This window comes from Halalkalibacterium halodurans (assembly GCF_005671335.1).
Lineage (GTDB): Bacteria > Bacillota > Bacilli > Bacillales > Bacillaceae_D > Halalkalibacterium > Halalkalibacterium halodurans.
Map to the genome: position 1 here is coordinate 512634 of NZ_CP040441.1, position 13744 is coordinate 526377.

Annotated in this window: 12 protein-coding genes; 7 read left to right on the top strand and 5 right to left on the bottom strand. The window is 40.3% G+C overall.

The window, feature by feature from the left end; genetic code table 11:
• The 4 genes from FED51_RS02565 to FED51_RS02580 are packed head-to-tail and all read left to right on the top strand — an operon-like array spanning position 1 to position 3171.
• Positions 1–744, top strand: coding sequence for an ABC transporter permease (locus tag FED51_RS02565; RefSeq protein ID WP_010896625.1), 744 nt, complete (start codon positions 1–3; stop codon positions 742–744).
• Positions 745–774: 30 nt separating this feature from the next.
• Positions 775–1698, top strand: a complete 924-nt coding sequence (locus FED51_RS02570; RefSeq protein ID WP_053432179.1) for an ATP-binding cassette domain-containing protein — start codon at positions 775–777, stop codon at positions 1696–1698.
• Positions 1695–2411 carry an ABC transporter permease gene (locus tag FED51_RS02575; protein ID WP_053432180.1) on the top strand — a complete coding sequence of 239 codons (717 nt, stop codon included), beginning with the start codon at positions 1695–1697 and terminating at the stop codon, positions 2409–2411. Before FED51_RS02570 ends, FED51_RS02575 begins: the two co-directional genes overlap by 4 nt.
• A gap of 1 nt (position 2412) precedes the next feature.
• Positions 2413–3171 (top strand): ABC transporter permease, encoded by a 759-nt coding sequence (locus tag FED51_RS02580; RefSeq protein ID WP_010896628.1) that lies wholly within the window; start codon positions 2413–2415, stop codon positions 3169–3171.
• A 122-nt stretch (positions 3172–3293) separates the two neighbouring features.
• On the opposite strand, the gene FED51_RS02585 is transcribed toward FED51_RS02580, so the two are convergent.
• The 3 genes from FED51_RS02585 to FED51_RS21730 all read right to left on the bottom strand — a co-directional run bounded on the left by FED51_RS02585 (position 3294) and on the right by FED51_RS21730 (position 8760).
• Entirely contained in the window at positions 3294–5468 is a 2175-nt protein-coding gene (locus tag FED51_RS02585; RefSeq protein WP_010896629.1) for a peptidase domain-containing ABC transporter, read from the bottom strand.
• Positions 5458–8430: a type 2 lanthipeptide synthetase LanM family protein gene (locus FED51_RS02590; RefSeq protein WP_138090237.1), complete on the bottom strand. Its 2973-nt coding sequence runs from the start codon at positions 8428–8430 to the stop codon at positions 5458–5460. The genes FED51_RS02585 and FED51_RS02590 overlap by 11 nt, the downstream gene beginning before the upstream one ends.
• A 132-nt stretch (positions 8431–8562) precedes the next feature.
• Positions 8563–8760: a class II lanthipeptide, LchA2/BrtA2 family gene (locus FED51_RS21730; protein WP_010896631.1), complete on the bottom strand. Its 198-nt coding sequence runs from the start codon at positions 8758–8760 to the stop codon at positions 8563–8565.
• A gap of 192 nt (positions 8761–8952) precedes the next feature.
• Here FED51_RS21730 and FED51_RS02600 point away from each other — a divergent pair, with 192 nt between their 5' ends.
• The gene (locus FED51_RS02600) at positions 8953–9162 is read left to right on the top strand and encodes a plantaricin C family lantibiotic (protein ID WP_010896632.1); all 210 of its coding nucleotides are present in this window, start codon (positions 8953–8955) and stop codon (positions 9160–9162) included.
• Between the two features lie 68 nt (positions 9163–9230).
• Complete coding sequence (locus FED51_RS02605; RefSeq protein WP_175414292.1) at positions 9231–12410, top strand: type 2 lanthipeptide synthetase LanM family protein; 3180 nt, start codon at positions 9231–9233, stop codon at positions 12408–12410.
• 166 nt (positions 12411–12576) lie between these two features.
• Here the strand turns inward: FED51_RS02605 and FED51_RS02610 are convergent, their stop codons facing one another.
• Positions 12577–12870, bottom strand: a complete 294-nt coding sequence (locus tag FED51_RS02610; RefSeq protein ID WP_010896637.1) for a hypothetical protein — start codon at positions 12868–12870, stop codon at positions 12577–12579.
• A gap of 2 nt (positions 12871–12872) precedes the next feature.
• Positions 12873–13097: a helix-turn-helix transcriptional regulator gene (locus FED51_RS02615; protein WP_010896638.1), complete on the bottom strand. Its 225-nt coding sequence runs from the start codon at positions 13095–13097 to the stop codon at positions 12873–12875.
• A gap of 244 nt (positions 13098–13341) precedes the next feature.
• Here FED51_RS02615 and FED51_RS02620 point away from each other — a divergent pair, with 244 nt between their 5' ends.
• Positions 13342–13713, top strand: a complete 372-nt coding sequence (locus FED51_RS02620; RefSeq protein WP_010896639.1) for a PilZ domain-containing protein — start codon at positions 13342–13344, stop codon at positions 13711–13713.
• Positions 13714–13744: the final 31 nt, after the last annotated feature.

Genomic DNA, 13744 nt, shown 5'->3' on the forward strand with positions numbered 1-13744 from the left:
ATGTTCTTCAATGTTCTAGAGGTTGAATGGAATAAGTTAAAACATATGAAAGTTTGGATCATCGTCATTGCGGGGCCGTTACTTGCCAGTGTTATTGGATTCTTCCCTTACTTTACGATAGATGCGAGTGAATGGATTGCATTAGCTACACAAATGATTCTTGCACACAGCGCATTGTTCCTACCTCTCTTAACAGGAATTTATGCGGCCCTAATTTGTAGTTATGAACATCAACATGGAGGCTGGAAACAGCTTTTAGCATTACCAGTGGAAAGGTACCACGTGTATATTGCTAAATTTGTTGTCATTATTACTTTACTGTTGCTGACACAAATTGTCTTTTTCTTTTCCGTCTGGCTTGTCGGGGTTGCCAGAGGGTATTCCATTTCTTCTTTTACGTATATGCCTTTACTTGTTAGTGTGCTGGCTGGGTTTCTATCATGTCTGCCTCTTGCTGCTCTTCAGCTTTGGCTTGCGACACGGTTTACAAGCTTTGCTGCACCGAGCGTGATGAATGTCATGCTGACAGTGCCTGCGATCCTTATTGCTAATTCAGAAGTATTGGGACCGCTTTATCCGTGGGCTCATCCATTGTTAAGCATGACCCAAGGCTTTTCTATGGGACTGGGAGGGGATGCTGGGTTTTTGGCAAGCAATACAGCTTTTGTTGTAACGCTTATTTTAAGCTTTCTTCTCTTTAGTGTTGGAGGGGTCATTTCATTTCAGCGAAAGCAATGGACATAGTAATTTGCTAAATGAAAGGAGTTAAGCCAAGTGATTATAGAAGCAAAAGGACTAAAAAAAATCTACAACCATGTGCCGGTCGTAGATGATGTTGATCTTCTCGTTCCTGAGGGAGAAGTATTTGGTTTTCTAGGACCCAATGGTTCGGGGAAAACGACGGTGATGCGCATGCTCCTAGGTTTAGTTAAAACAGATGGGGGAGATATAAAAATTCTAGGAAAATCCCTTGAAAAGAATCGTTTGAGCATATTAAAAGAGGTAGGTGCTCTTATTGAAACCCCTGCGTATTATGGGCATCTTAATGCGATCGACAATTTAAAAATTGCTGCAACGTTGCGCCAAATTGAAGACCATAGCCAAATCGAAAAAACGCTCGATCGAGTCGGTTTAACTTCAAGTAAGCATAAAAAAGTTAAATCTTTTTCCCTTGGGATGAAGCAACGGCTAGGGATTGCTATGGCCTTGTTGCATCAACCCAAATTGCTTTTATTAGATGAGCCTACGAACGGACTTGATCCAGAGGGGATTCAAGAAATGAGGGAACTCATTCGCGATTTGCCAAAAAAAGAAGGCGTTACTGTTTTTGTTTCAAGCCATCTTCTTGGAGAAATTGATCAAGTCGCTAGCCAGGTAGGTGTCATATATCATGGTAGCCTACTCTATCAAGGGCAAAAGAACGATTTACTGGCGAGTCATGGTGGTACGACAGTATCGGTCCATACTCCTGAAAAAGACAAGGTGGAGCAGTTATTGGTGACGGAAGGCTTTCATGTACAGAAGAGCATACGCCATAAAGAAGACGAAATTATGATCACAGGACCTCACGTCACAAAGGAAGTCATTGTCATGCTTTTACAACGAGAAGGTATTCAGAACTATTATGTGCAAGAGCATCATCGCACATTAGAGGATGCTTATATGGCGCTTATCGGAGGAAAAGGGGTTGCGGTATGAGCCATTTATTAAAGGTAGAGTGGAGGAAGCAGCGCAAAGGTGTGCTCCTTGTCCCAATTCTCCTCTGTCTTATCCTACTTCCTGTGATTGGTGGCATGGCGTTTTCGTATTTAATCCAAAATGATCGCACGGTTGAGCAAGTGTGGGCAATCATTTACGAAACGTTTCACCTCCTGTGGAGTTATGTGGTGATCATCGTCATTGTCATTTATGCTGCGTTAGTAGTAGATGTAGAACACCGATCAGGTATGTGGCCATCTGTCCTGTTGTATCCGTATGCTAAATGGAAGCATTTCTTTATTAAGGTGTTATGGGTGTTTATTTTAGTGCAACTTTTTGGACTAATTTCGTGGGGGAGTATTGCGACTGTAAGCCTACTATATGGTGGGGTTGAAAGTAGTGAGCTGATTGCTTTTGGCACATTACTATATCTACCTTTTCTTTTGGCATTACCATTTGTTATATTTCAAACCTTTCTTTCGGTTGTTCTTTCGAATTCGTTCGTCTCGATGGGAATCGGGATGTTTGTTTTCCTATTTCATAACCTTCTTCCGTCTGTTTGGTTGCCTTGGGGATCGATGATACAACCGTTCCTAGAAGGACAACCGGTTAACGTAGTAGACATTATTTTTTTAATGGTTGGAGCAGCTCTATACACAATGATCTCCTTGTTCTTTTTTGAACGAAAAACGTTTTCGACTGGAGTTGAATAGCATGTCACTCTTTCGTCAGTCGTTCATGGCTGAATGGATGAAAATTCGTAAATCGACGATTTGGTTGGTCATTTTAGGCCTCGTAGCTCTTCCTGTTTTCTACGGGTGTATTATATTTACGCAAATCGTAGTAAAACAGTATAATTATACAGACAGTGACCCATGGCTAATGCAGTTAATGATGGTTCAAATGTTTTATGGAACCATATTCCTTCCAATCATCGTATCAATCATTATTGAGACAGTGCTAAATTTTGAACGAAAGGCCAATGAATGGGAACATCTTTTTCTATTTCCCATCAAACGTAACACGTTTTATTTAAGCAAAATGGCGTGGGTATTCATTTTAACGGCTTTGGCTCAATTATTAATGTTTACAATGGTTGTGATTGCGGGGATTGTCATAAAGATTGATACAACCATCCCTGTTTTAAGTTACCTGTCCGTATTCATATTGGGAACCATTGGGGCCATTAGCTTAGGAAGCCTATTGTTTTATTTGTTCATGTTAATAAAGTCAAGTCGAGTGGCTTTAGCAATCAGCATCTTTTTGAGTTTTCCCGCCTTTTTAGCTTTGTCTAATGAAAGTGGTTCATGGCTACCATCGTTGTACCCTTGGGCTCTCCCGATTTACGGAATGACCCAATCCATGAGCAGTGTCTCTTCGCTACTTGTCTTCTTAGGAGTCTGTTTCATCCTTATCATTTTGTCGTCCTTTTTAACGATTAAACGGTTAAAAAATGGAGCCCTGTCAGGGTAGTTTAAAAGAGAAGGGCTGGGACAAAAGACAGATCGGGTGTCCTAACAAAAAAGGTTCGGATCATTAAGATAAAGTGATCCGAACCTTTTTTCTTCCTTTGGGCTAGTTTTGTCCTAGCCTACTTAAATCGATTGGGGTACCTTTTGTTCTTCTGAATAATTGTTGTAGAATGAAGCATAGTAGCCACTTTGATTTAATAGTTCTGTATGGGTTCCTGTTTCAATTATTTTCCCGTCTTCTAAGACAATAATTAAGTCCGCATTCATGATGGTCGTGAGACGGTGGGCAATGACGATTCGGGTACATTTCATGGCTGATAAATATTGGTCAATCTTTGCTTCATTGACGTGATCTAAAGAGCTTGTTGCTTCATCGAGTAATAAAATTTTTGGTTTGTGCACAAGGGCGCGGGCGAGTGCGATCCTTTGCCGCTGGCCACCAGAGATGTTATGCCCCATCTCAGATACAAGTGTCTCATAGTTCATCGGCATGTTCATAATCTCTTCGTGAACTTGAGCGATTTTTGCGGCTTCGATAATGTCCTCCATGCTCGTATCTGGATTATGGAGGGCGATGTTCTCTCGAATTGACTGATTTAATAGTGTGACGTCTTGAGGAACGACACCAATTTTTTGCCGTAATGCTCGCTTGTTCAAATCGTTTAAATTGTATCCATCGTAATAAACCTCACCTTTTGTTGGCTCATACAACCCTAGCATGATTTTAGAGAGGGTGCTTTTGCCAGAGCCTGATTTACCGACGAGGGCAACCTTTGTTCCTGGTGCGACACGTAGCGATACATCTTTCACGACTTCTTGGCCAAATCGAGAATAACTGAAAGAGACATCTTTCAAGGTAATTTCACCATGGAGGTTATGAAGGGCCTTGCGATTTTCCCCGATATCCTCCTCTTTTGAGTCAAACACATCTTGAGCTCTTCCTAAGTAAGCATTTGCTAGTATAAAAGAATTGATCGTATGAACGAGAGAACTACTTAACCCGAAAAATTGCGTAGTCACAGAATAAAAGGCTACCACTGTTCCCATTGTTACTGCTTGGGCTAGGACTTGATGAGATCCAATGTAAAGAACGATGAGCGGCGCGATCACGGTTAAGAATGTCGTTGCCGTATTTACGTTATTTAAAATATATTCCTTATTCTTGTAAGCTAAGATGAGCTTATCGAATCGATTCTCCCACTTTTGATACATTGTATCTTCCACACCAGCTGTTTTAATGCCGAATATGCCGTACATCGTCTCAGTTTGAGTTGCCTGAACTTCCGATTGCTTCATAATCTCTTTTTGATTTGCCTCCGAAATTTTTGGCCGACTAAAATAGATGATTAGGCCATTTACTGTTGCTAGGAGGAAAACGATTAAAGTAAGCAACGGCGAAAACAGCGTCATGTACGCAAGTATGACCACTAACATCCCGATGTCCAATATCCCTTTTAACAGCTGATTGGCAAGTAAGTCTCGAATGACACGCAAGCTGCCTGCGCGAAAGAGAATATCTCCAAACGAGCGTACCTGAAAAAAGTGGTACGGTAAATTTAATAAGTGACGAAAAAACTTGGTCATCATTTCTCGGTCAAGGTGGTTTTGCATAATGACGAGAGCCCTGCCTTGAATGAAGACAAAGAAAGCTTGAGAAAAAACATAGCAACTAAGCCCAATTAAGAATACTTGAAGCATCTCTCGGTTTTCTGGTAAAAGAATAAAATCAATGACAAACTGGACGAGCAATGGATTGGCGAGCGTAAGTAATTGTAACGTAACGGAAACGGCGATGATGAAAAGGAGCAGCTTCGGCTTTTTAACCATGTATGTGAGATAAGGTTTCCAAAGGTTTTTCGGCTTCTGATAGTCTGGCTGCCTTTCTGGATTGCATGTCAAAATGTAGCCTGTATATTTTTGCTGCAACTCGTCCTGCCTGATTTTCAATCTTCCTAAAGCTGGATCAACAATATAATAGTGGTTTTTTGTTACTTTCTCTAAAACAACAAAATGTTTCCCTTCCCAAAAGAGAATTGCTGGAAGTTGATGCATGTGCAAGTGCTCTGCTGGTGTTTGATAGACTTTTGCTTCAAAACCTAAATGTTTGGCTAGTTGTTTTAAGTGGAGTAACGTCGTACCATCACGCCCATTGGCCATTCGTTCTCTTAGGTAGTGGAGTGAAACATGTCCCTTGTAGTATTTGACAATCATCGCCATACAACAAAGGCCGCACTCTGTTTGTTGAAGCTGTTCAATGAAGGGTACCTTTCTTCTATGTTTGATCTTATTATCTGTCATGAATTCTCAACTCTTTTTCGGTTAATGTAGAAGAGGGAAGCTCCAGTGCTAAAATCGATGGAACGGTAGGGTTAATATGTCGAAGCAATTGATAGCCAATACCTGTGACCCCTAACATCATTCCTTGCAATTGATCGCTATGATTTAAGCCCAATTTCCAGCCATATGTGTGCGCTTGGTCGATAGAAGAAATCGCTAATTTTCTTGCTAGCTCTTTTGGCTCGGGATTGTTCGTATACTGGGCATACAACAGTAAAAGATCTAAATTTCCGAAATCACCGTGACAGAGACTATGGTTATGCCCGAACCCGTCTGATATGGTTTTGTTTAATGCAGCATTTAATTCTTCGTGAAGAAGTTCGTCATCGTAGAACTGTGCTAGTAAAAGACGGCTGATCCCAATCCCAGGAGCACCATGGCACCAAAAGGTTTGATAGGCGTTTCCCTTCCTTAAATCCACCCAATTGTTTTCCTGTTTGTTAAATCGGTTCCGTTCATAGACAAGGTACGAGTGCCCTTGTTTCAAAAGCTGTTCATCATTCGCAGCCGTTCCGTAAGTGAGTAAAGCTAACGCAAATCCTGCGGCTCCATGGCTAAGCCCCGTAAGAACCGTATCTGGCTGTTTAGAATCTAATAGCACTGACAATCGGCTTGCGGTCGTCTTTGCTACCTCAAAAACTCTAGGCTCGTTTGTCAGTTGATAGATTTTTGTCAGCATATAAAGAACTCCAGATAAACCACTGACAAAGTCCGGTGTTTCTTCGTGCTGAACACATTCTTCCAAATGCTTCAAGTATTCATATGCCTTTTGAATGATGTGTGAATCAGACCGTTGGAGTCCAAGCACCATAAGGCCATAGAACAGTGACCCTAAACCGAAATAAGCAGAAGATGGCATTAACTCAGGTTTTAGCTGTTTAAACATTCCTTCCAACAAAGCATCAGCAGCATGCCGGTAGTGTGTTTCTCCTGTTTGTTGAGCAAGTTGATCGAAAAACAAAACAATTCCTAATGTACCATCATAAATCCCTGGTGTGAGAGGGGAGACGGTTACGGCTTCATTCATTCCAACACTTACACCAATTAAATAAGCGGCATGCCGATCGTCTTCCCAAATGAGTTGCGCTAAAATGTCATCTCCTATGGCTTGGGCTTCTCGCAAAAAGTATCCATCTTCTCGGTCAGCAGAAGCAGGTGACATTGGTGTTTTTTCGTGAGAAGGTGTCCAGTCGCCATTAGTAAGGGTAGCAAGAGAGCTCTTGATATAGCGAATTTGTCTTGCTTCATCTTCACTCCCTAACTGTTGTAGTCGATGGGTGACTCGTTCAATACAAGAGGATTGAAAGAGGTCAGCGATGTCTCTTCCATATCCATCCTTAACGATGGTTCCGCCACAAGTAAGGACAAAATAAGGGATATCATGGTTTTCAAGTTCTGCTATTTCATGTGGCACGATCTTCTTAAATGGAGCCATTAACGAGGTAATGTTCCAGAATGATTCAAACAGCTTATTCCGCCTAGTCGGTTCCTGCAAATAGTCGGGGTGAGTGCTAGCCTCCAAAAATTTAGCATAAACATGAGTGGCCCGAAACACATGGCGAATTTGACATGATTCAAAAGCGAAGATAGGCCCGTTGTGGTCCATTAGTTCATCGATTTCGTTGAGAAAGAGTCGATACATTTTCCGAAAACCATCTGTAACATGGGGGATGTAATTCCCGATATTCGCTTCTTTCCCGTTAACTGTAGGTTTATTTTGGCTAGATTCGGTTACGTAAGGTTGTTCAACTAACTTCATCTCATCCGTTTTTTGATTGACGATAACCCATGTTTTAATCTTTTCAGATTGAACGCCTTTTCCCCCGCCGACTGCACTTAGATCGATATCAAGTAATTTGCCACTAGCAATTGTAATTGGAAGCATCAAGGTCCCAAAGACAGATTGTGTTAGCTCCCTAGCAAGAGCAGGGAATGGAAATGCGCTGTCGTAACAATCCAAATCATTGGTGAATAATGTTTCTAAATCAATTAACATCGGGTGTTCTCCGCAGGCGATTAAATTGTCTAAATGAAGATCTGTCGCTCCGAAAAGATAAGCGATAGCCAGATATCCTCCGATTCTTGAATAATAGCGCTCGATCTCATCCTCCGATGTTGCCTCTTGATGTGGGATAAATTCATACCAGCCGTATGTTTGTCGATCAATGGCTATAGGAATGCGTAATGATGGTTGAAATCCTTTGGAATTAACCCACTCAATAAACTCACCAAATTGTTTATCAATTGACAGGGAACGGGGCTTGTAGACTACTTTTTGGCCAGAGGCAAATGTAAGGATGGTCACACATTGACCATTTACATGAGTATCCCCGACGCCGAGCTGAAGGTTCGTTAGTCGTAAGTCTTTCTCTTTAAAAAAATCACTCAACAATAGGTAGTCTTTCATATAATACTGAATGATCTTTTTTACAAAATTGATGGTGCGCAACGTCTCATTTACTACAAGTTTACCTAGAATTGGATATATATTAAATAAATTTTTTGATTTTGAAGTTTTATTAAATTTATGGTTAAAATCCATATAACGTTCGTGTGGTGTTGATCCGTTTAAGCCTACAGTTAATTTATCAATGTGCATTTCTGAAATTAACGTACGATGAGTTAAGTGAAAGAGGCGATGGTGAACAGCTGTTAAGGTTGATTGTAGAAGTGATTGCCGTTCTATGAGCGCCATGTCCGTTTTGAAAGTCATAAAATAGTCGGACATTGATTGATATGTAAATTGAAGAAAGGGAGTATAGAAAAAAGAAAACAAATCATTTTCTGCATGGAAGTATTTCTGGATCTCTTCGGTGACAGGGATCGATAAGATGTCATGAAGTTGTTCTAGCCAATCTGTATCGTTGGTGTGCGGAAGTGTTGTTGGTACGCTAGGATGCTCACTTGTTAGAGGAGTTTTCATCGTTACCTCTCTCCTTACTAGTTACTATTCTATTTAAAAAGTTTAAATCCTTTATAGAGGAGCAGCCCTCATGATCATGAGGGCTGATTTATGTCGACACTAAGTAAGTATAAAAATGAAGAGCACGCTACATTAGCACTGGCTTGTACACTTTGTAGTTGGGCACAAGGCTACGGAGACACCAACTGTAGCGCAAGGCCAAGTTGTTTGTGCATGCACATCTCCTGAACCAGCTAGAGACGAAAGTTCCTTCTCGTTCACCTCGTCAACGAATTGTAGACCTTGGGCTTTGCGGAATTCAGGATTACGCAAATCTTTTGAATTTACCATTAAAATACCTCCTAATATAAAATTTGTCTCTAGAGACAGTTTAAATGTATCATAGCTTCCTTTAAAATCCAATATAATTTTTGTGATTTTTTTATTATTTTTTAATTTAGGAAAATTTTAAAAAAATATTGTTGACTAAATTTCAACAAAGTGGTAGATTTTAAGTGAATTACATGGAAGGAGGTGAAATTAATGACAAATCTTTTAAAAGAATGGAAAATGCCTCTTGAGCGTACTCATAATAATTCTAATCCAGCAGGGGATATTTTCCAAGAGTTAGAAGACCAAGATATTCTAGCTGGGGTGAATGGTGCTTGCGCATGGTACAACATCAGCTGCCGTCTAGGTAACAAAGGTGCTTACTGCACACTTACAGTTGAGTGCATGCCTTCTTGCAACTAATACTTAACAAAATAGAGAAAGAGAGTAGTTACGCTACTCTCTTTCTTTACATGGACAAGGAGAAGAAAATGAGAGAATTACAAAATGCTCTTTACTTTTCAGAAGTAGTGTTCGGGCCAAATTTGGAGAAAATAGTTGGTGAGAAACGGTTGAATTTTTGGCTGAAGTTGATCGGGGAGGATCCTGAAAACCTTAAGGAGTTTCTCTCGCGAAAAGGGAATTCTTTTGAAGAACAAACGCTCCCGGAAAAAGAAGCGATCGTACCGAACAGATTAGGAGAAGAGGCACTAGAAAAAGTAAGAGAAGAATTGGAATTTCTTAATACATATTCAACGAAGCATGTAAGAAGAGTAAAAGAACTCGGTGTCCAAATTCCATTTGAAGGCATTCTTCTGCCGTTCATATCCATGTATATAGAGAAATTTCAACAACAACAATTGAGGAAAAAAATTGGTCCAATACATGAAGAGATTTGGACTCAGATAGTGCAAGATATTACCAGCAAACTTAATGCTATTCTACACCGTACACTTATCCTGGAACTGAACGTTGCAAGAGTCACCTCTCAGTTGAAGGGAGATACCCCGGAAGAACGATTTGCTTATTACTCAAAAACCTATTTAGGGAAAAGGGAAGTCACCCATCGTCTTTATTCTGAATATCCAGTTGTCCTACGATTACTATTTACCACGATTAGTCACCATATTAGCTTTGTAACGGAAATTCTCGAACGAGTTGCCAACGATCGAGAAGCGATAGAAACAGAGTTTTCCCCATGCTCACCGATCGGTACTTTGGCCTCACTCCACCTAAATTCAGGTGACGCTCATCATAAACAACGCACGGTCACTATTCTAGAGTTTTCTTCGTCGTTAAAACTTGTTTATAAACCGCGTTCTCTTAAGGTTGACGGGGTATTTAATGGCCTGCTTGCATTTTTAAATGACAGAACAGGTGAAGTGATAAAAGATCAATATTGTCCTAAAGTGCTACAACGAGACGGATATGGATACGTAGAATTCGTTACCCATCAAAGCTGTCAATCGCTAGAAGAGGTATCTGATTTTTATGAAAGACTCGGTTCACTTATGAGCCTTTCGTATGTCCTCAATTCATCCGACTTTCACTTTGAAAATATTATTGCTCATGGTCCATACCCTGTTTTAATTGATTTAGAGACGATTATTCATAATACGGCCGATTCATCAGAAGAGACATCCACAGCGATGGATAGAGCTTTTCGGATGTTAAATGATTCTGTCCTTTCAACAGGTATGCTACCTTCGTCTATCTATTATCGAGATCAACCGAATATGAAAGGGTTAAACGTAGGTGGTGTCAGCAAGAGCGAGGGACAGAAAACACCATTTAAAGTCAATCAAATTGCAAACAGAAATACGGATGAAATGAGAATAGAGAAAGACCATGTGACGCTTTCTAGTCAAAAGAACTTGCCAATTTTTCAATCGGCAGCAATGGAGTCTGTTCACTTTCTCGACCAAATTCAAAAGGGCTTTACTTCAATGTATCAATGGATTGAAAAAAACAAGCAGGAATTTAAGGAACAGGTGCGGAAGTTTGAAGGTGTCCCCGTCCGGGCGGTCCTCCGTTCCACGACACGTTATACGGAACTTTTAAAAAGTAGTTATCATCCAGATTTACTAAGGTCAGCACTTGATCGTGAAGTTCTCTTAAACAGGTTGACGGTAGATTCTGTCATGACCCCATATTTGAAGGAAATTATTCCTCTCGAAGTGGAAGATTTACTTAATGGGGATGTTCCATATTTCTATACTTTGCCGGAAGAACGCGCCTTATATCAAGAGGCTTCCTCTATCAATTCAACGTTTTTTACCACATCTATTTTTCATAAAATCGATCAAAAAATAGATAAATTAGGGATAGAGGATCATACTCAGCAAATGAAAATTTTGCATATGTCGATGCTTGCAAGTAACGCGAATCATTATGCAGATGTTGCAGACCTTGATATTCAAAAAGGTCATACGATCAAAAATGAGCAGTATGTAGAGATGGCAAAAGATATTGGAGATTACTTGATGGAATTATCTGTGGAAGGAGAAAATCAGGGTGAACCTGATCTTTGTTGGATCAGTACGGTTTTAGAAGGATCTAGCGAAATTATATGGGATATTTCCCCGGTAGGTGAAGATCTATATAATGGTTCAGCAGGGGTCGCCCTATTTTATGCTTACTTGTTTAAAATAACAGGGGAGAAGCGATATCAAGAGATCGCCTATAAAGCGTTAGTTCCTGTTCGGAGATCTGTTGCTCAATTCCAACACCACCCTAACTGGAGCATAGGTGCATTTAATGGAGCGAGTGGTTATCTTTACGCAATGGGAACAATCGCTGCTTTATTTAATGACGAGCGTCTTAAACATGAGGTAACTAGAAGCATCCCTCATATAGAGCCTATGATCCACGAAGATAAAATCTATGATTACATTGGGGGTTCAGCAGGGGCGTTGAAAGTATTTTTATCTCTTTCCGGCCTTTTTGATGAGCCTAAGTTCTTGGAATTGGCGATTGCTTGTAGTGAACATTTAATGAAAAATGCGATCAAGACTGACCAGGGGATAGGATGGAAACCACCATGGGAGGTAACTCCATTAACGGGTTTTTCTCATGGCGTATCAGGCGTAATGGCTTCGTTCATTGAACTCTATCAACAGACTGGAAATGAACGGCTGTTATCCTATATTGATCAATCTCTTGCGTATGAGCGAAGTTTCTTTTCAGAACAGGAGGAAAACTGGCTAACTCCAAACAAAGAAACGCCAGTTGTTGCGTGGTGCCATGGGGCGCCAGGGATACTTGTAAGTCGCTTACTATTAAAGAAATGTGGATATCTTGATGAGAAGGTAGAAAAAGAGATTGAAGTGGCCTTGTCTACAACGATAAGAAAAGGTCTTGGTAACAATCGTTCCCTTTGCCACGGTGACTTTGGCCAATTGGAGATTTTACGATTTGCGGCCGAGGTTTTAGGCGATTCGTATTTACAGGAAGTAGTAAACAATCTCAGTGGTGAGTTGTACAATCTTTTCAAAACAGAAGGGTATCAGTCGGGAACCTCTAGAGGGACGGAATCCGTTGGTTTAATGGTGGGGCTGTCTGGATTTGGTTATGGACTTTTAAGTGCTGCTTATCCATCTGCCGTTCCTTCTATACTAACGCTAGACGGCGAAATTCAAAAATACCGCGAACCGCATGAGGCGAATCATTAACAATGAACATCATTGGGAAGACAGGAGGTTTGTACTAATGGAGTGGAATGTACTAGTTGGCGTAATTATTATTTTTGCAGTGGCAATCGGTTTGTTTTCAATTAAGAAAAAAAAGTAAGAAAGAGGAGGGAGGTTCTAGTGAGAGCCTCCCATTTCTTTATCAAGCTTAAAATTTTCGTTGTAAATAAAGCCAGTAACAAAGCGCACTAATAAGAGTCAAAGAGAACATTGTTGTCGTCAAAGATCGAAATGTTGTATAGGTCATTTCAATCCAACCTGAAATAAGGATCAAGAACGACAATCCTGCCATGACAAAGAAAAATGAAAAGCGGAACAGACGGTATTGCATCGCCTGTGCTCGTTCATCGTCACCTTCGCGTTTCATTATGATCATAAGAACAATAAACACTAAAAAGGTAATGCTGCTGATGGCATTTAAAAAGGGGATCCATGTTTCCACTTTTACTCCTCCTCGTCCTGTATGTATTGGAAAACTTCATGAATATCGGCATTAAGCGCATGTGCGATTTCAAACGCTAACGCCAGTGAAGGGACATATTTATTTTTTTCAATTGAAATGATCGTTTGTCTTGTAACACCGGCACGTTCGGCCAACTGCTTTTGTGTCATGCTGTTCTCTGCTCGTAAGACGTTAATTCGATTCGAGATCTTCCCCTTTTTCTTCATGAACTCATCACCGCCCTTCTGATTGTGTAGCCTCACAAATCATACTAAAGAAAAACCTCCCTTGTGTAAAGTTTATTTTACAGATTGCCCACTAAAGATAACAGAACACCTGTTTATGATGAAAGACCTTTTTTTGCCATTGCGATTATTGATTTTTTTATATAAAAATGGTATTTTTTTATGATAAAATGAGTGTTATCAACGGCTAGTAGGTAATTAATCATAGCGCCATAAGGAGGATAACATGAGGTATAAGCGGGAAGAAGCGTTTCGGTATGAGTTTCCTACACCGATCATTGCGACTTTACTCGTCTATGAGGAAGGGGAATTACTCGCGAAAGACGAGCGATGTGAAGTGATCAATATGAGCCTTGGCGGAGCGCGAATTAGAAGCTCCTTAAATATAAAAAATCATTCTAGAGTAGAACTTCGATATATGATGGTTCAAAACAACGTCATGCTCATGTTACCTGGAGATATTGTCTGGAAGGAATCTACGTATACACATCAACATTATGGATTAAAGCTCGTCCTTGATGTGGAGGCGGAAGATCGTTTACTAAGGGACTTAAAAGCACGTGCAAAAATTATGCAATCTCTTCCTGATAAGACTTGATATCCTTTATAATGAAAGAAGTTTAAAGGCA